Origin of the sequence: Micromonospora sp. CA-248089 (assembly GCF_050948515.1) — a bacterium.
Lineage (GTDB): Bacteria > Actinomycetota > Actinomycetes > Mycobacteriales > Micromonosporaceae > Micromonospora.
Genome location: NZ_CP192016.1, coordinates 2,775,820 through 2,793,451 on the forward strand (window position 1 = coordinate 2,775,820; position 17,632 = coordinate 2,793,451).

At 73.0% G+C, this 17,632-nt stretch carries 14 protein-coding genes; 7 read left to right on the forward strand and 7 right to left on the reverse strand.

Features of this window, described 5'->3' with window-relative positions; all coding sequences use genetic code 11:
* Positions 1 to 48 precede the first annotated feature (48 nt).
* A complete protein-coding gene (locus tag ACQP26_RS13135) occupies positions 49 to 2,859 on the forward strand; it encodes a glycosyl hydrolase family 95 catalytic domain-containing protein (protein ID WP_433495854.1) in 2,811 nt (936 codons plus the stop codon).
* 52 nt (positions 2,860 to 2,911) lie between these two features.
* Here the strand turns inward: ACQP26_RS13135 and ACQP26_RS13140 are convergent, their stop codons facing one another.
* The gene (locus tag ACQP26_RS13140; RefSeq protein ID WP_281578134.1) at positions 2,912 to 3,625 is read right to left on the reverse strand and encodes a hypothetical protein; all 714 of its coding nucleotides are present in this window, start codon (positions 3,623 to 3,625) and stop codon (positions 2,912 to 2,914) included.
* Positions 3,626 to 3,698: 73 nt separating this feature from the next.
* Between ACQP26_RS13140 and ACQP26_RS13145 the strand changes: the two genes are divergently transcribed.
* Positions 3,699 to 4,526: a PIG-L family deacetylase gene (locus ACQP26_RS13145; protein WP_281578133.1), complete on the forward strand. Its 828-nt coding sequence runs from the start codon at positions 3,699 to 3,701 to the stop codon at positions 4,524 to 4,526.
* Positions 4,527 to 4,560: 34 nt separating this feature from the next.
* Here ACQP26_RS13145 and ACQP26_RS13150 read toward each other — a convergent pair whose 3' ends face one another.
* Together ACQP26_RS13150 and glnA are read right to left on the reverse strand one after the other, a co-directional pair.
* Positions 4,561 to 5,592 (reverse strand): carboxylate-amine ligase, encoded by a 1,032-nt coding sequence (locus ACQP26_RS13150; RefSeq protein ID WP_433496136.1) that lies wholly within the window; start codon positions 5,590 to 5,592, stop codon positions 4,561 to 4,563.
* Between the two features lie 252 nt (positions 5,593 to 5,844).
* Positions 5,845 to 7,269, reverse strand: a complete 1,425-nt coding sequence (glnA, locus tag ACQP26_RS13155) for a type I glutamate--ammonia ligase (protein WP_433495855.1) — start codon at positions 7,267 to 7,269, stop codon at positions 5,845 to 5,847.
* A 233-nt stretch (positions 7,270 to 7,502) separates the two neighbouring features.
* On the opposite strand from glnA, the gene ACQP26_RS13160 reads away from it, so the two are divergent.
* Positions 7,503 to 9,287 carry an N-acetylglutaminylglutamine amidotransferase gene (locus tag ACQP26_RS13160; RefSeq protein ID WP_269707110.1) on the forward strand — a complete coding sequence of 595 codons (1,785 nt, stop codon included), beginning with the start codon at positions 7,503 to 7,505 and terminating at the stop codon, positions 9,285 to 9,287.
* Between the two features lie 19 nt (positions 9,288 to 9,306).
* Positions 9,307 to 9,567, forward strand: coding sequence for a hypothetical protein (locus tag ACQP26_RS13165; protein ID WP_269706704.1), 261 nt, complete (start codon positions 9,307 to 9,309; stop codon positions 9,565 to 9,567).
* A gap of 88 nt (positions 9,568 to 9,655) precedes the next feature.
* On the opposite strand, the gene ACQP26_RS13170 is transcribed toward ACQP26_RS13165, so the two are convergent.
* The 4 genes from ACQP26_RS13170 to ACQP26_RS13185 form a co-directional block, all read right to left on the reverse strand.
* On the reverse strand, positions 9,656 to 9,826 hold the full coding sequence (locus ACQP26_RS13170) for a hypothetical protein (protein WP_013285860.1): 171 nt from the start codon (positions 9,824 to 9,826) through the stop codon (positions 9,656 to 9,658).
* Between the two features lie 472 nt (positions 9,827 to 10,298).
* Positions 10,299 to 11,036: a serine/threonine protein kinase gene (locus ACQP26_RS13175; RefSeq protein ID WP_281578131.1), complete on the reverse strand. Its 738-nt coding sequence runs from the start codon at positions 11,034 to 11,036 to the stop codon at positions 10,299 to 10,301.
* Between the two features lie 43 nt (positions 11,037 to 11,079).
* The gene (locus ACQP26_RS13180; protein ID WP_269706702.1) at positions 11,080 to 12,066 is read right to left on the reverse strand and encodes an Acg family FMN-binding oxidoreductase; all 987 of its coding nucleotides are present in this window, start codon (positions 12,064 to 12,066) and stop codon (positions 11,080 to 11,082) included.
* 106 nt (positions 12,067 to 12,172) lie between these two features.
* On the reverse strand, positions 12,173 to 13,396 hold the full coding sequence (locus ACQP26_RS13185) for a PucR family transcriptional regulator (RefSeq protein ID WP_269706701.1): 1,224 nt from the start codon (positions 13,394 to 13,396) through the stop codon (positions 12,173 to 12,175).
* Between the two features lie 84 nt (positions 13,397 to 13,480).
* Here ACQP26_RS13185 and ACQP26_RS13190 point away from each other — a divergent pair, with 84 nt between their 5' ends.
* From ACQP26_RS13190 to ACQP26_RS13200, 3 genes are all read left to right on the forward strand, one after another.
* Positions 13,481 to 14,572, forward strand: a complete 1,092-nt coding sequence (locus ACQP26_RS13190; protein ID WP_433495856.1) for a ferredoxin reductase — start codon at positions 13,481 to 13,483, stop codon at positions 14,570 to 14,572.
* A gap of 16 nt (positions 14,573 to 14,588) precedes the next feature.
* Positions 14,589 to 15,728, forward strand: a complete 1,140-nt coding sequence (locus ACQP26_RS13195; protein WP_433495857.1) for a fatty acid desaturase family protein — start codon at positions 14,589 to 14,591, stop codon at positions 15,726 to 15,728.
* Positions 15,729 to 15,920: 192 nt separating this feature from the next.
* Positions 15,921 to 17,288, forward strand: a complete 1,368-nt coding sequence (locus ACQP26_RS13200; protein WP_433496137.1) for a glycosyltransferase family 4 protein — start codon at positions 15,921 to 15,923, stop codon at positions 17,286 to 17,288.
* Positions 17,289 to 17,632 lie beyond the last annotated feature (344 nt).

A 17,632-nucleotide genomic window follows, 5' to 3' on the forward strand; every position in this document is an offset into this window, starting at 1 on the left:
CGTAGCGCACCCGGGCCCGCCCTCTGATCTGCGCGGTTGGGAGCAACCATGTCTGAAGTGACACGACGAAACATCATCAAGGCCACCGCGGCGGGCGCCGGTGCCGCGCTGGTGCCGGCCGCCTGGAGCGCCACCGCGCGCGCCGGCTCGGCGGCGCCACCACAGGTGCTGGCCGCGAACGACCTGGCACTCTGGTACGACGAACCGGCCGGCACCGACTGGCTGCGCGCCCTGCCGATCGGCAACGGGCGGCTCGGGGCGATGGTGTTCGGCAACATCGACACCGAACGGCTCCAGCTCAACGAGGACACCGTCTGGGCCGGCGGCCCGTACGACTCGGCCAACACCCGGGGCGCGGCCAACCTGGCCGAGATCCGGCGCCGCGTCTTCGCCGACCAGTGGACCTCCGCCCAGGACCTGATCAACCAGACCATGATGGGCAGCCCCGGCGGCCAGCTCGCCTACCAGACCGTCGGGGACCTCCGGCTCTCCTTCGGGTCGGCGAGCGGGGCGACGCAGTACAACCGGACGCTCGACCTCACCACCGCCACCGTCACCACCACGTACGTGCAGGGCGGCGTACGGCACCAGCGGGAGGTGTTCGCCAGCGCCCCCGACCAGGTGATAGTGCTCCGGCTGACCGCCGACCGGGCGAACGCGATCACGTTCTCCGCCGCGTTCGACAGCCCGCAGCGGACCACGGTGTCCAGCCCGGACGGCGCCACGATCGCGCTCGACGGCATCTCCGGCTCGATGGAGGGGGTCGACGGCTCGGTGCGGTTCCTCGCGCTGGCCAACGCCGCCGTCACCGGTGGCACGGTCAGCAGCTCCGGCGGCACGCTGCGGGTATCAGGCGCCACCAGCGTGACGGTCCTGATCTCGATCGGCACCAGCTACGTCAACTACCGCACCGTCAACGGCGACTACCAGGGCATCGCCCGCAACCGGCTGAACGCCGCCAAGGGCGTCGCCGTCGACCAGCTCCGTTCCCGCCACCGCGCCGACTACCAGGCGCTGTTCAACCGGGTCACGATCGACCTGGGCCGTACCGCCGCCGCCGACCAGCCCACCGACGTACGGATCGCGCAGCACGCGAGCACGAACGACCCGCAGTTCGCCGCGCTGCTGTTCCAGTTCGGGCGGTACCTGCTGATCTCCTCGTCGCGGCCGGGCACCCAGCCGGCGAACCTCCAGGGCATCTGGAACGACTCGCTGACGCCGTCCTGGGACTCGAAGTACACGGTCAACGCCAACCTGCCGATGAACTACTGGCCGGCCGACACCACGAACCTGTCCGAGTGCCTCCTGCCGGTCTTCGACATGGTCAAGGACCTCACCGTGACCGGCGCGCGGGTCGCCCAGGCGCAGTACGGCGCCGGTGGCTGGGTCACCCACCACAACACCGACGCCTGGCGGGGCGCGTCGGTCGTGGACGGCGCGTTCTGGGGCATGTGGCAGACCGGCGGGGCCTGGCTGAGCACGCTCATCTGGGACCACTACCTGTTCACCGGCGACAGCGGATTCCTGCAGGCCAACTACCCGGCGCTCAAGGGCGCCGCGCAGTTCTTCCTCGACACCCTGGTCGCCCACCCGACGCTCGGCTACCTGGTGACGAACCCGTCGAACTCGCCGGAGCTGGCGCACCACGCGAACGCCAGCGTCTGCGCCGGGCCCACGATGGACAACCAGATCCTGCGTGACCTGTTCGACGCCGCGGCCCGGGCCAGCGAGGTGCTCGGCGTCGACACCACCTTCCGGTCCCAGGTGCGCACGGCCAAGGACCGGCTGCCCCCGAGCCGCGTCGGCTCCCGGGGCAACGTGCAGGAGTGGCTCGCCGACTGGGTGGAGACCGAGCGCACCCACCGGCACGTCTCCCACCTGTACGGGCTGCATCCCAGCAACCAGATCACCAGGCGGGGCACCCCGGCGCTGTACGAGGCCGCCCGCAGGACGCTGGAGCTGCGCGGCGACGACGGGACCGGCTGGTCCCTCGCCTGGAAGATCAATTTCTGGGCGCGGCTGGAGGACGGTGCCCGCGCTCACAAGCTCCTGCGCGACCTGGTCCGCACCGACCGGCTCGCGCCGAACATGTTCGACCTGCACCCGCCGTTCCAGATCGACGGCAACTTCGGCGCCACCTCCGGCATCGCGGAGATGCTGCTGCACAGCCACACCGGCGAGCTGCACCTGCTGCCCGCGCTGCCGAGTGCCTGGCCCGCCGGGCAGGTAGCGGGCCTGCGCGGCCGGGGTGGCTACACGGTGGCGCTGGCCTGGAGCAACAGCCAGGCCGACGAGATCACCGTCCGCGCCGACCGCGACGGCACGCTGCGGCTGCGGTCCCGGCTGTTCACCGGCACCTTCACCCTCACCGACGTCACCGACGGCAGCACACCCGCCACCACCCGCCCGGAGTCCGACGTCGTCGCGTTCACCGTCCGGGCCGGGCGCACCTACCGGGCGGCCCGGCCCGGCGTGACGCCGTCGCCGACGGCCACACCGACGTCCACGCCGTCACCCACTCCGACCCCGACCCCGACTGTCAGCTCCCCGGCGCCGTCCGGCGCGCGTGCCACGTACGCGATCACCGGCTCCTGGTCGGGCGGCTTCCAGGCCGAGGTCACGGTGACCGCCGGCGCCACCGCGATCCGCGGCTGGACGGTGTCCTGGACGTTCCCGAACGGCCAGGTGATCAACCAGATCTGGAGCGGCACGCACACCCAGAACGGCGCGAACGTGACCGTACGCAACGTCGACTACAACGGCTCGGTGCCGGCCGGCGGCTCCACCACGTTCGGCTTCATCGGCTCGGCCGGCGGCACCAACAACCCGCCGGCGAACCTCACCTGCACGACCAGCTGAGCACCGGCGCGCCCCGCCGCGGCCACCCGGCCGGGGCGGGGCGTACCGCCGGTCAGGCCAGCAGCGTCTCGCGCAGCCGCGCACCCAGGTTCAGCTCGCCGACCACCCGGGGACCCGCCGGGTCGTACACGGCGATGCGGTGGTTGCGGCGCATCATCTCCCGCACCGCGGGAGGCAGCCGGGGCGGGTCGTCCATCGTCGCGAGCACCCGGGCGCCGGTGCCCATCAGCCGCTCCACGAGCGTCGCGCTGTCGGTGTCCACACGCACCCGGCCGAACTCCCAGCCGGCCGTGGTCAGGTCGAGCACCTCGAACAGGCGCGTCACCAACGGCTGCGGGTCGGTGACCCGGTCCAGCCGGTCGGCCCGCCCGCCCACCACCGCCACGGCGGCGCTGACCTGCGCGTACGGGTGCAGCCCGCTGGGCAGCGCGCCGAGCGGCCAGCGCAGCGCGGGCCCGGCCTCCTTCCACAGGGGCCGGTAGTTGCGGCGGTGCACCAGCAGCCGCCGCCCGGTGCGCCGGAACACCTCCTGCGCCTGGGCCAGCAGGTCCGCGTGCGCCTGGTCGGCGGCCTCGCAGACGATCCCGGCGGCCACCACGAGACCGTCGTCGTCGGACAGCAGCCGGGTGATCGCGTCGGCCTGCTCCGGGAACCGGAGGCGGGCGTGCGCCCCGTAGGACCGCCGCACGTCCCGCAGCAGCTCCTGCTGACGTGCGGGGTCCAGTTCGACCCGTCCGCCACCGAGCAACCGCTGGAGCCAACCCATCGCGCCTCGCTTCCGTCGCCGTCTGCGGACCGGGCAATGCTAGTTCGTCGGCCGATGCTCGTATGGTGACGGGGTGACCGATCGATCCCTGACCCTGATGGCGGTGCACGCGCACCCCGACGACGAGGCGACGAGCACCGGCGGCGTCCTGGCGCGCTACGCGGCCGAGGGCGTCACCACGGTGCTCGTGACGTGTACCGACGGGGGGTGCGGCGACGGTCCCGGCGGGATCAAGCCGGGCGACCCCGGGCACGACCCGCAGGCCGTGGTCGAGATGCGCCGCGCCGAGCTGGCTGCGAGCTGCGAGGCGCTGAAGGTCACCCACCTCGAGACGCTCGGCTACGGCGACTCCGGGATGATGGGCTGGGCGACGAACGACGCGCCCGGCGCGTTCTGGAACACGCCGGTGGCCGAGGCGGCCGACCGGCTGGCCGAGCTGATCCGGCGCTACCGCCCCGACGTGGTGGTCACCTACGACGAGAACGGCTTCTACGGCCACCCGGACCACATCCAGGCCCACCGCATCACCATGGCCGCGGTCGAGCAGACCGGCATCCCGGCCAAGGTCTACTGGACCACCGTGCCGCGCAGCGCGTTCCAGCAGTTCGGCACCGTCATGCGGGAGATCGGGGTGGAGTTCCCCGAGCCGGAGGCGACCGACGAGATGCCGGCGCTGGGCCTGCCGGACGAGGACATCACCACCTGGGTCGACACCCGCGGCTTCGGCGGGCAGAAGTTCGCCTCGCTCGCCGCCCACGCCAGCCAGGCGGAGAACATCTTCTTCCTGCGCCTGGGCCAGGAGCGGTTCACCGAACTGATGGGCATGGAGACGTTCGTGCGCGTGCGCGACACCACCGGCGCGGCGACGCCGGAGGACGACCTGTTCGCCGGGTTGCGCTGACCGGTCGCGGGCCCGGCCCGGGGCGGTCATCGGCTCACGTCGAGACGGTCTGCGCGGCCAGGTGCTCCAGCACGGCGCGGACGTCCCCGCCGGTCGCGGCCATGATCCGTCGTTGCCGGGTGGCGCCGGTGCCGTCCCGGCGCACCCGCTCCAGCTCGCGCCCGACCCGGTCCAGGTCGCCGTGGCGGGTCAGTGCGGGCGTGACAGTGACGACGAGGTCGTCGACGAGGTCCCAGGCGGGCCGGGGCCGCCCGGTGCGCAGGTCGACGAGCTTGCCGTCCACACCGTCGTGCGCGGCCCGCCAGTGCGCGGCGGCGACCAGGCAGTCCCGGATACGGGGAGCCGGCACGCCCGCGCGGACGTCGTCGATCAGCGTCGCGACGAGCGCCCGGACCAGCCCGGCGACCAGCACGGTGTCGTCGACGGTGGGGCAGACGTCGCCGACGCGGACCTCCACAGTGGGGTACGACGCGGACGGGCGGGCGTACCAGTAGACCATCGCGGCGTCGAGCATGATCCCGGCGGTGATCAGGTCCGCCACCGTGGCGTCGTAGTCGGCGGCGGAGTCGAAGTGCGGCGTCGGTCCGATGCTCGGCCACCGTTCCAGCTGCATCGAGCGCCAGCTCGCGTGGCCGGTGTCCCGCCCGTCGTGCAGCGGCGAGTTCGCGGTGAGCGCCTGCACCACCGGCAGCCACGGGCGCAGGTGGTTGCAGACCTGCACGGCGAGTTCCCGGTCGGGCACGCCGACGTGCACGTGGCAGCCGCAGACCGCCGGGTCGTGGGCGACCGGGCCGAACCGGCGGGACATGTCGTGGTAGCGCTGCTCGTCGGGCACCGTGCGGTGGGCCTCGCAGACCGGCGTGGCGCCGACCGCGACCAGTCGCGCCCCGGCCGCGTCGGCCGCCCGGGCGGCTGCCCGGCGCAGGGTGACCAGGTGCTCCCGCAGGTCCGCGAGATCGGGGCTGACCGGCGTGACCATCTCCACCATGCTGTGCCGGAACTCCTGCCGGCTCTGCTCGCGGGCGGTGCCGGAGAGCGCGCCGCGTACCCGGTCGGCGACCGGCATGCTCTCGCCGGTGTCCGGGTCCAGCAGCAGGAACTCCTCTTCCACCCCGAGGGTCAGGACGGTGGGGATCTGCGGGGTGGTGGTGGCGGTGGTGGTGGGCCGCGGCCTCACCGACGGCTCCACCGGCACGGAACGGTCGGCGTGTCGTCGTGAGGCGGAGTCATGTCTCGACGGTACGAGGACAGGGCCCGGCCCGAGGCCGTTTCCGCCGACCACCGCCCCCGCGGGTGGCGGGGGCGGTGGCGGTGCGGCTCAGCAGTCGAAGTAGAGCGCGAACTCGTGCGGGGTGGGCCGCAGCCGGACCGGGTCGACCTCGTTGGTGTTCTTCCAGTCGATCCAGGTGGAGATCAGGTCGTCGGTGAAGACCCCGCCGTCGAGCAGGTAGTCGTGGTCGGTCGCCAGCGCCGCCAGCGCCTCGGACAGCGAACCGGGCACCTGCTTGACGTCGCCCCACTCCTCCGGCGGCAGGTCGTACAGGTCCTTGTCGATCGGCGCCGGCGGCTCGATCTTGTTCTTGATGCCGTCGAGGCCGGCCATGAGCATGGCCGAGAACGCCAGGTACGGGTTGCTGGACGGGTCGGGGACGCGGAACTCGACGCGCTTGGCCTTGGGGTTGCTGCCGGTGACCGGGATGCGGGTGCAGGCGGAGCGGTTGCGCTGCGAGTAGACGAGGTTGACCGGTGCCTCGAAGCCGGGGACGAGGCGGCGGTAGGAGTTGATGGTCGGGTTGGTGAAGGCGAGCAGCGAGGGTGCGTGGTGCAGCAGGCCGCCGATGTACCAGCGGGCGGTGTCGGACAGGCCGGCGTAGCCGGTCTCGTCGTAGAACAGCGGTTCGCCGCCGCGCCAGAGGCTCTGGTGGGTGTGCATGCCGGAGCCGTTGTCACCGAACACCGGCTTCGGCATGAACGTCGCGGTCTTACCGTGCGCCCACGCCTCGTTCTTGATCAGGTACTTGAAGAGCTGAAGCTCGTCGGCCGAGTGCAGCAGCGTCGAGAACTTGTAGTTGATCTCGGACTGCCCGCCGGTGCCCACCTCGTGGTGCGACCGCTCCACTGTGAAACCGGCGTCCACCATCCGGCGGACCATGCTGTCGCGCAGGTCGGCGTAGTGGTCCACCGGCGGCACCGGGAAGTAGCCGCCCTTGTACGCGGTCTTGTAACCGCGGTTGCCGCCCTCCTCGATCCGCCCGGTGTTCCAGGCGCCCTCGATCGAGTCGATGTAGTAGAACGACTGGTGCGCGGAGGTCTCGTGGCGGATGGAGTCGAAGATGTAGAACTCCGCCTCCGCACCGAAGTACGCGGTGTCGGCGATCCCGCTCGCCGCCAGATACGCCTCGGCCTTCTTCGCGACGTTGCGCGGATCCCGGGAGTACGCCTCCCTGGTGAACGGGTCGTGGACGAAGAAGTTCAACGCGAGCGTCTTCTGCGCGCGGAACGGGTCGATGAACGCGGTCGACACGTCCGGCAGCAGCAGCATGTCCGACTCGTGAATCGACTGGAAGCCGCGGATCGACGAGCCGTCGAAGGCGAGACCGTCGCTGAACACGCTGTCGTCGAACGACTCGACCGGCAGGTTGAAGTGCTGCATCACGCCGGGCAGGTCACAGAAACGTACGTCGACGAACTTCACGTCCTCGTCGGTGAGGTATCGCAGGAGTTCCTCGGAATTGGCGAACACACGTCCTCCTGGCAGGCGTCGTTGATCCTGGCCACGTCCCGTGGCCGGACCGCCCGGGGACATGGCCCGTACCGCCACCGTACGACGACACGCCGTGCCCGGCTCGCCAACCGCCCATCCGGGTTTCCTTCGCCACAGCCCGGGTAGTCGCCGTACCCGGCGGACCGCCCGGGAGACGACGCGGCGGGAGGTTGGCATGGTGGGTGCTCCGCGACTGACCGGTGGACGCTGAGATGTGCGGGATCAGCGGTGAGGCCAGATTCGACGGGGCCGCCCCCGACGCCGCCGCGGTGACCAGGATGACCGCGGCCATGCGCTCCCGCGGCCCGGACGGCGAGGGTGCGTGGAGCGACGGCTGGATCACCCTCGGGCACCGCCGGCTCACCGTGATCGACCTGTCCGAGGCCGGTGCCCAGCCGATGGTCCGCGACGACCTCGGCCTGGCCCTGGTGTTCAACGGCTGCGTCTACAACTACCCGGACTTGCGCGACGAGCTGCGCGCGGCCGGGCACACGTTCCACAGCACCAGCGACACCGAGGTGATCCTGGTGGCGTACGCGCAGTGGGGGGAGCGGTTCGTCGACCACCTGGTCGGCATGTTCGCCGTGGCGCTGGTGGACCGGCGCCGCCGCCGCCTCGTGCTGGCCCGCGACCGGCTCGGCATCAAGCCGCTCTACCTCGCCGAGTCGCCCGGCCGGCTCCGGTTCGCCTCCACGCTGCCGGCGCTGCTGGCCGGCGGCGACGTGGACACCGGCATCGACCCGGTCGCGCTGCACCACTACCTGTCCTGGCACTCCATCGTCCCGGCGCCGCGCACGATCCTGCGCGGCATCCGCAAGCTGCCCCCGGCCACGGTGCGGGTGGTCGAGGCCGACGGGCGCAGCCGCGAGCGCGTCTACTGGCGGCCCGAGTACCGGCGCGACCCGGCCCACGACGGCATGGACGCCGCCGACTGGCGGGCCGCCGTCGGGGACGCGCTGCGCACCGCCGTACGCCGCCGGCTGGTCGCGGACGTGCCGGTCGGCGTGCTGCTCTCCGGTGGCCTCGACTCCAGCATGATCGTGGCGTTGCTGGACCGCGCCGGACAGCACCACCTCCAGACGTTCAGCATCGGTTTCGACAGCCGCGGCGACGAGACCGGCGACGAGTTCCACTACTCCGACCTGGTGGCCCGCACGTTCGGCACCGACCACCACCGCATCCGGCTCGCCGACGGCGACCTCGGTCCCGCCGTACGCGCCACCGTCGCGGCCATGACCGAACCGATGGGCAGCCACGACGTGGTGGCCTTCCACCTGCTCTCCGAGCAGGTCGCCAAGCACGTGAAGGTGGCGCAGTCCGGCCAGGGCGCCGACGAGGTGTTCGCCGGGTACGGCTACCACCACCGGCTGGCCGGCGCGGCTCCCGAGGACGCGGCGGCCGGGTTCACCGCCGCGTTCTTCGACCGGGACCACGCCGAGCTGAACCGGGTGGTCGACCCCGCGTACGCCTGCGAGCACGACGCCAGCGGCGAGCTGGTCGCCGCGGACCTGGCCGCGCCCGGCGCGCAGACCGCCGTGGACGCGGTGCTGCGCCTGGACACCCACCTGATGCTGCCCGACGACCCGGTCAAGCGGGTGGACAGCATGAGCATGGCGTGGGGGCTGGAGGTACGGACGCCCTTCCTCGACCAGGACCTGGTCACGCTCGCCGCGGCGTGCCCGCCGGAGCACAAGCTGGCCCAGGGCGGCAAGGGTGTGCTCAAGGAGGTGGCCCGCGAGGTGCTGCCGGCCGAGGTCATCGACCGGCCCAAGGGCTACTTCCCGGTGCCGGCGCTGCGCAACGTCGACGGTCCCGTGCGAGAGTTGGTGGTCGAGGCGCTGGGTGCGCCCGAGGCGCGCCGGCGCGGGCTGTTCCGCCGGGCGTACGTCGACGAGCTGCTGGCCGAGCCGGACCGGGCCCAGGCCGCCGCCGGCAGCAACAAGCTGTGGCAACTGGGCCTGCTGGAGCTGTGGTTGCAGACGCACGGCGTGAGCTGAGCGGGGCGGGAGGAGCACGATGAAGTTCGTCATCGAGAGCGAGGCCGACGGCACTGTGGGATTCACCGTCGTCGGCGGCGACGGTCAGGTGCTCGCCACCGGGACGCCCTGCCCGGACAAGGGCTCGGCGCTCGCCGTGGTCGGGGAGCTGATGCACGGGCTGGGCGACGCGTGCCTCGAGGACCGGACCGAGGCCGGCGCCGGGCCGGTGGCCGGCACCCGGACCGAGATCGGCGACGACATGTCGGACATCGGCCGCTCCGGCATCCCGCCGGTCTGACCGTCGACACGTCCCGGCGTCGACGAGGCTCCGCCGGTGTGAGCGCGACACGTCCCGCCCGGCCGGCGAGCCGGGCGGGACGGTGCACTCACTGCTCGTCGTCGAGCACGTCCGTGTGGCCGTCCCGGGTGACGGTGGGCGGCAGGTGCTCGTCCGGCTGGGGCGCCTCGGCGAGCGTGTGGTGCGGGTCGCCGTCGGGCGAGAACAGCACCCGATCGGTCTTGCGGGTCTTCTCCTGCTCCTCCTCCGGCTCCGTCACCGCGTTCTCCCTCCGCTCACCGGCGCCCCGGGCAGGCCGCCCCTCGTCCCACGCTAAGCGCCGGACGGGCGCCGGGAGCCGGTTTCCCGCGACGGCCCGCGGTCACCCACCGGGGCGGTACGGCCGCTAGGGGCGGCCCACCTCGGGCTCGCCGCCACGGACGGTAGTGCCAGCCCTTTGCCCGGCATGACCCACCCCGCGCCCTTTGCTCTGCCGCCATCGACGCATCAGTGACTCACCGCCACTGCCGCGTATGCGGCTGCAGAGCAAAGGGCGCGGAGGTGCATGGGCGCCGCGGGCGACCCGTCGCGCATCTGCGCTGCTCAGCGGCGGTACGGTGAGAAATCGGTCATCCGACCGGGCCCGCGCCCCGTTACCCTGTGTGATTCCGCGGGATCGGTGCCGCCGTAACCGACAGTCACGATCCGGGCCGGGGCACCCGCCACCGGCGCCACGGTGGACGGCCGGCGGATCAGGTGGCCCGCCAGTCGCGGACCAGATCGGCCACCGTGGCCTGCCGCGACGCCGGGCCGGGCCGGGTGGCACGGTCGACGACCGCGCGCTCAAGAGCACTGCCCCGCCAGCCGGCCGGCCCGTCGAGGAGGTGGTGCAGCGTCCGGCCCAGCGCATGGACTGTCGTGCGCTCGTCGATCGTCGCGCCCCGGGTCAGCTCCTCCGGCGACAGGTAACGACGGGAGCCGGGCAGCCGGTCGGAGTCCAGCACGAACGGCCCCGGGCGGTACTCGTCCAGGTCGATCAGCCGCATCCGGCGGGCGTCGAAATCGTAGAGGAAGCAGCCGTCGTACAGGTCGACGGCGACGTACCCGGCCGCGCTCACGGCCAGGTGGGCGTCGAGGATCGTGTCCAGCGCCGCACGGACCTCGGCGACCGGCAGCCGCTGGAAGCGGGCCAGGCCTCTCCGGTCACTGCCGCCGCCGGTGGTGGCGTGGTTGAGCACGACGCCGTCGCACCACGGGTACACCAGCGTCGGGCCGTCGGTGCCGTCGCGCACCATCTCGGGCCGGACCACGGCAGGGTGCCGGACGGCGGCGTGCAGGCCCAGCGCGCGGGTCAGCGACTCACGCGCGGCAGGTGTCCGTGCCCGCTTGACGAACCAGCGCCGGCCCGCCGACTCCACGCCGTAGGAGACGCACCCGGAGTCCTGATCGCCGAAGACCACGAACGCGCCGGCCGGGTCGAGGTTCCACACCCGTCGAGGCTACGACGGGGCCGGGCGCACCAGGCCCCCGTGACTAGTCCACCACCTCGATCACGTCGGCCGGCGCGCGGCGCGGCGCGGGCGGCAGATCCCCGTCCGGGCCCCAGCCCACGCGCACCACCAGGTACGGATCGCCGATGCCCGCCAGCAGGTCGCGCATCATCCGGCGTGGCCAGGCCACCTCCACGGCGTCGCTGAGCGGCGCGCTGGCCAAGCCCTCGGCGGTGGCGGTGAGCAGCAGCGCCGACAGGGCCTCGCCGCCGCGCAGCCAGGCCGCCGGCTCGTCGGAGTCACCGAACAGGATCAGGTACGCCGCGCCCCGGTCGAAGTCCGTGCCCGCGCTGAGCCCGGCCGCCTCGCCGGGGGCGTAGTCGCGCAGCGGCACCCGCCGAGGGGACGGTCGCACGGCGGTGGTGGCGGGCACCCCGTCGCCGCTGCCCGCCGGCCGGTGGGTCCAGTGGTGCAGCTCCTCCCGGTACGCGGGATCGGCCAGCTCCGCGTCCGCCGCGCGCCCGGTGGAGACGGCGAGCATCGGCATCTGGTCCGGCCGGACCACGTGCAGGTGCGCGCCCTCGGCCTCGACGGCGTCCCCGAGCCGGGACAGCACCGCCTCCGGCACCGGCCGGTCCCCGTACGCCCGGCGGTCGGTGCGGCGGCGCGGGATGGCGTCGACCAGGCGACCCGCCGGCACGTCCAGGTCGGCGGGGCCGGTGGTACGCACCCGGGCCAGCAGCGACGGCTCGGGCAGCCGCTCGACGGTGACCGCCCACCCGGCCGCCGCCAAGGACACGCGCGCGTGGTGCAGGGCGGCGCCGCAGCTCAGCATGAGCAACCGGCCGTCCGGGTCGGTGTGGGCGAGTTGCCGGTCCGGCTCGACGCGCAGCTCCAGCACGTCGCCGCTGATCCGCCAGCGCCAGGGCTGGGTGTTGAACACCGACGGGGCGTGCAGGGACTGCCGGGCGGCCGCCTCCAGCACCCGTACCCTCGGGTCCTGGTCGGTGCGGGTCGATGAGCTGTTCATGGCGGCCCTCCTGGTTGCTCGTCCCCTTCCGACCCTGCCCGCCGCCGTCGCGGGCGGACAGGGCCGGAGGTCCCGGCCGCACCGGGCCGTGCGCCCCGGCGCGGCGTCAGGTGTCGTCGGGCTCCGGGGGTACGGCCAGGGCGATCGTCAGGTCGAGGACCGTGGCCGGGTCGTGCAGCCGGTCGCCGAACAGCTCCCGCAGCTTGCCCATCCGGTAGCGGACGGTCTGCGGGTGCACGAACAGGTCGGCTGCCACGTCGTCGCGGCGTCCCTGGTGCAGCAGCCACGACCGCAGCGTCTCGGCCAGCCGGTGCGCGGTGGCCGGGGGCAGCGGTGCCAGCGGCGCGAGCGCCTGCGCGCGCAGGTCGGCCAGGGCCTCCGGGTCCATGCTGAGCAGCAGCGTGGCCAGGTGACGTTCGGTGTCGACAGGCCCGGCGTCCGGCTCGCCGAGGCCCAGCGCGAGCGCCCGGGTGGCCCGCTGGTACGACGCGGCGACCCGGTGCCAGGGCCGGGCCGGGCCGAGCACCGCCCGGTGCCCGTGCAGCAGCCGGGTGAGCTGGCGGCGTCGGCCGCCGTGCATGTCCGGCACCAGCAGGACGGCCAGATCCTCGACCGAATTCACGCCGGGCAGGTCCTCCCCGCTCTCCAGCGTGTACGGGCTGAGCAGCGCCAGCACCGCGCGCAGGTGCCGGCGGGGCAGCAGCACCACGGTCAGCGTCTGCGGCGGCGGCCAGTCGGCGCGCTCCGCGCTGCGCCGCAGCGACTCCTCCGGCTCGCCGGCCAGCAACTGCTGGGTGAGCCGTTCCAGGCTGCGGCGGCGCATCCGGCCGGCGCTCGCCAGCTCGTCGGCGTGCCCGGCCACGCTCGCTGCGGACAGCTCGTCGATGTAGGCGAACATCAGCTCGGCGAACTCGGCCACCGTCTCGGCGGCCAGCCCGCTGCGTACCGTCGTGGTGGACACCTCGCGCCAGGCGACCCGGGCGCCCACCCGGTACGCGGCCAGCAGCGCGTCCATGCTGCGCCCCGAGCGGGCCTCGCCGCTGCCCAGCGCGTACGCGGCCTCCAGCGCCGGGGCCAGGGGAGTGCTCGGGTCGAACGCCTGGGTACCCTCGATGAGCTGGAGGAACGTTCCCAGCGCGATGCGTACCGCGTTTTCGATCTTCGCTCGCATGGCGCCGGTGAGCGCGCCGGAGTAGTCCGGTACCTCGGCGGTGATCGCGGAGACCGTCCGCTCGGCCACCATCGGCAGCCGGGCGCGCAGCGTCTCCGCCACCCCGGCGTCGAGGTTGAGGTGCGCGGCGCGCTGCCCCGTACCGGCCTCCGACGTCATCGTTGTTCCCTCCGAACAAAAAACCGGGACTGTTTCACCTTTGACGGTCAAGATGTTATGCGATCGGGCGGTCACGCTGGTCATATGACCACAACTGCCTCCCGCCGCCCTCAGAAGGTCACCTTCCGGGACAGGCTGCTGCGGCTGGCCGGAGCGGTCACCACACCGGTGCTGCCCGACGACTATCTCGACCTGATCGCGCCCCTGCGCGCCGGCGCCCCGCTGCGCGGGCGGATCGTCGCCGTCCACCCGGTGACCCGCGACGCCGCCACGCTGGTGATCCAGCCCGGCCGCGCCTGGCAGGGCCACACCCCCGGGCAGTACATCCGCCTCGGCGTGGACGTCGACGGGGTGCGCCAGTGGCGCGCGTACTCGCTCACCTCGCCGCCGGACGCCACCGACGGCCGGATCTCCGTCACGGTGAAGGCGATCCCCGACGGCAAGGTCAGCAACCATCTCGTACGCCGGATCCGGCCCGGCACCATCGTGCACCTCGACCAGGCCCAGGGCGAGTTCGTGCTGCCCGCCGCGACGCCCGAGCGCGTCCTGTTCCTCACCGCCGGCAGCGGCATCACCCCGGTCATGGGGATGCTGCGCTCCGGGCTTGCCGACCGGGCCGACGTGGTGCTCGTGCACTCGGCGCCCACTCGCGACGACGTCATCTTCGGCGCGGAACTGCGCGCGCTCGCCGACCGCGGCGCGCTGCGGCTGATCGAGCGGCACACCGACACCGACGGACTGCTCGACGTCGCCGAACTGGCCGGCCTGGTGCCCGACCACCTCGACCGGGAGGCGTGGGCCTGCGGACCGATCGGCATGCTCGACGCGGTTGAGGGGTACTGGTCCTCGAACGGCCTCGTCGACCGGTTGCACACCGAGCGGTTCCGCCCGACGGTGATCACACCGGGCGAGGGAGGCACTGTGACCTTCACCGGGGCGGGGGTGACCGTCGAGTCCGACGGCGCCACCACCCTGCTCGACGCGGGGGAGAACGCCGGAGTGCTGATGCCTTCCGGGTGCCGGATGGGCATCTGCTTCGGCTGCGTCGTACCGCTGCGCCAGGGCGCCGTCCGCGACCTGCGCAACGGCGACGTCACCACGGCCGTACCGGGGGACGGCGTGCTCGTCCAGACGTGCGTGTCGGCCGCCGCCGGTACCTGCGACATCGATCTCTGAACAGGAGCCACCCAACGTGACCGTCATCCAGAAGAAGGCCGTCAACCCGATCGCCCACCTGAGCGCCGAGGACATCGAGATCATCGGCAAGGAACTGGACGCGATCCGGGACCGGGTCCTCGCCGAACGGGGGGAGCGGGACGCCCGCTACATCCGCAAGGTGGTCAAGACCCAGCGGACACTGGAGATGAGCAGTCGGGCGGTGCTGCTGTTCTCGCTGTTCCCGCCGGCCTGGGTCGTCGGCACGGCCGGGCTCACGGTCGCCAAGATCCTGGAGAACATGGAGATCGGGCACAACGTCCTGCACGGCCAGTGGGACTGGATGCGCGACCCGAAGATCCACTCCACCACCTGGGAGTGGGACCACGTCTCCCCGGCCGACCAGTGGAAGCAGTCGCACAACGAGCTGCACCACCGCTACACCAACGTCGTCGGCAAGGACAACGACCTCGGGTACGGCATCATGCGCGTCGACGAGGACCAGCCGTGGCACCCCATGCACCTCGGACAGCCGCTGTGGAACCTGCTCAACGCCGCGTTCTTCGAGTACGGCATCGCCGCGTACGACATGGAGCTGGGCGACCACCTCAAGCAGCGCAAGCTCAAGGACCCGAAGTTCCGGGCCAAGGCCAAGGCCGTCGGCCGCAAGATCCGCCGCCAGGTGCTCAAGGACTACGTGGTGCACCCGCTGCTGTCCGGCCCGTCGTTCCTGTCCACGCTCGCCGCCACGTTCACCGCGAACCTCCTGCGCAACGTGTGGAGCCACTCGGTGATCATGTGCGGGCACTTCCCGAACGGCGTCGAGACGTTCGAGAAGACCTCCATCGAGGGCGAGACCCGGGGCGAGTGGTACCTGCGCCAGATGCTCGGCTCGGCCAACATCAGCGGCAGCCGCCTCATGCACATCATGACCGGCAACCTGTCGTTCCAGATCGAGCACCACCTCTTCCCCGACCTGCCCAGCAACCGCTACCAGGAGATCGCACCGCAGGTCCGGGCGCTGTTCGACAGGTACGGCCTGCACTACACCACCGGCCCGCTGCCCAAGCAGGTCGCCTCCGCCTGGTGGAAGGTCATCCGCCTGTCGCTGCCCAACCGCAAGGACAGCCGGCAGCCGATCGCCCCGGCCGCGCTGGCCTCCTCCGGTACGGCCTGACCCGCCCGCTCGGTGCACGGCCGGTGAACTTACACCGGCCGGCACCTGACCACCTGCTGCACAGTCGGCGTCACCCCAGCTCAGGGCCGTTTTCGCGGCCGTCGTGACGGTCGCGCCTCCCCGTACACTCGCGCCCGTCCGGGCGTACGGGTGAAGGGGTGTTCGACGATGCGGCTTCGCCGGCGCGTGGTCATGCTCGTCGACAACGCGGTCGACGGTGACTCGCGGGTGCAGAAGGCGGCCCGCTCGGCCGCCGACGCCGGCTGGGACGTCACGCTGATCGGCTGCGCCCACGTCGACGCCGAACGCCGCTGGCGGCTCGGCGACGCCGAGGTACGCGTCCTGCCGCTCGTGGCTCCTTGCCCCACTCCACCGATCGTCTCCGGGCTGCGCGGCGTGTCCGGGCTGCGGGCGCAGCTGGTGGCTCGGGGCGGCCTGCCGTTGCGCGCGGCGCGGCTGGCCCGGCGGCCGGTCGAGCACGCCGAGGTCCGCTACTGGCAGGCGCGGCTCGGCGACAGGGCATGGCGGCGGCTGGAGCCGGGGCTCTGGGACTACGAACGGGTCGCCGGCCCCGTCGTCGACGCGCTGCGCCCCGACCTGATCCACGCGCACGACTTCCGGATGCTCGGCGTGGCCGCCCGCGTCGTGGACCGCGCCCGCGCCGCCGGTCGCGACGTCAAGCTGGTGTGGGACGCGCACGAGTGGCTGCCCGGCGCGCGGCCCCGCCGCGACAACGCCCGCTGGCTGCCCGCCCACCTCGGCTACGTTCGCGAGTACGTCGGTCACGCCGACGCGGTCGTCACCGTCTCCGACACGCTCGCCGACCTGCTGGTACGCGACCACGACCTGCCCGACCGCCCGACCGTCGTGCTGAACGCCCCAGTCACCGCCGCTCTCGAGCCGACCGCCTCCGAGCCGCCCGCCCTCGAGTCGGCCGCCTTCGAGACCGCCGACCTGGCCGCTCCTGACCTGCGGCAGCGGTGCGGTCTGCGCCCGGACACGCCGCTCCTCGTCTACAGCGGGGCGATGGCGGTCCAGCGCGGCGTGGACACCGTGGTCGAGGCGTTGCCGCTGCTGCCCGGCGTGCACCTGGCGCTTGTCGTCGCCGACCCGGCCGCCGCCTACGTCCGCCAGGTCGTCGTCCGCGCCGCCCGGCACGGGGTGGGCGACCGGGTGCACGTGCTGCCGTACGTGCCGCACCGGCAGCTCGTCGCGTTCCTCGCCGCCGCCGACATCGGGCTGATCCCGCTGCACCACTGGCCGAATCACGAGATCGCGCTGATCACCAAGTTCTTCGAGTACGCGCACGCGCGGCTGCCGATCGTGGTCAGCGATGTCCGCACCATGGCCGAGACGGTCCGGGCCACCGGCCAGGGCGAGGTGTTCCGCGCCCGCGACGCCGCCGACCTGGCCCGTGCCATCCGGGCGGTGCTCGCGGATCCGGCCCGCTACCGCGCCGCCTACGAGGGCCCGAACTCCCCGCTCCCCGGGTGGACGTGGGAGGCGCAGGCCGGACACCTGGACGCCCTCTACCGCCGCCTGCTCACCCCCACCCGCTGACGCCCACCGCCCACCACCCACCACCCGCCCGGGTGGAACACCACGGGTGTCTCCGGCCCGTTTTGACACCCATGGCGTTCCACCCGCGCCTGCGGAAGGCATGGTCCAACTCCAGCTCGGCGAAAGTGGCGGCATCCGAGTGCCGGTGACCCCGCCATATCGGGGGAGTGGCGTTGATCTTGAGCGGGCGAGGGGCGAGGGGCGAGGGGCGAGGGGCGAGGGGCGAGGGGGCGAGGGCGCGGGGGCGCGCGCGGAAAAGGGCTGGGCGGGACGGGGCGGGCCGGGCTAGCGTCGAAGTATGCAGAGCAGGCGCACCTTCACCGCCGCAGCCGCGCGAGCTTCCC

What these genes read in the sequence shown, in the direction of transcription:
- ACQP26_RS13190 (WP_433495856.1), top strand. Translation starts at nt 13,481, where the DNA reads ATGACCACAACTGCCTCCCGCCGCCCTCAGAAGGTCACCTTCCGGGAC.
- ACQP26_RS13140 (WP_281578134.1), bottom strand. Translation starts at nt 3,625, where the DNA reads ATGGGTTGGCTCCAGCGGTTGCTCGGTGGCGGACGGGTCGAACTGGAC.
- ACQP26_RS13165 (WP_269706704.1), top strand. Translation starts at nt 9,307, where the DNA reads ATGAAGTTCGTCATCGAGAGCGAGGCCGACGGCACTGTGGGATTCACC.
- ACQP26_RS13135 (WP_433495854.1), top strand. Translation starts at nt 49, where the DNA reads ATGTCTGAAGTGACACGACGAAACATCATCAAGGCCACCGCGGCGGGC.
- ACQP26_RS13180 (WP_269706702.1), bottom strand. Translation starts at nt 12,066, where the DNA reads ATGAACAGCTCATCGACCCGCACCGACCAGGACCCGAGGGTACGGGTG.
- ACQP26_RS13185 (WP_269706701.1), bottom strand. Translation starts at nt 13,396, where the DNA reads ATGACGTCGGAGGCCGGTACGGGGCAGCGCGCCGCGCACCTCAACCTC.
- ACQP26_RS13200 (WP_433496137.1), top strand. Translation starts at nt 15,921, where the DNA reads ATGCTCGTCGACAACGCGGTCGACGGTGACTCGCGGGTGCAGAAGGCG.
- ACQP26_RS13150 (WP_433496136.1), bottom strand. Translation starts at nt 5,592, where the DNA reads ATGCCGGTCGCCGACCGGGTACGCGGCGCGCTCTCCGGCACCGCCCGC.
- ACQP26_RS13160 (WP_269707110.1), top strand. Translation starts at nt 7,503, where the DNA reads ATGTGCGGGATCAGCGGTGAGGCCAGATTCGACGGGGCCGCCCCCGAC.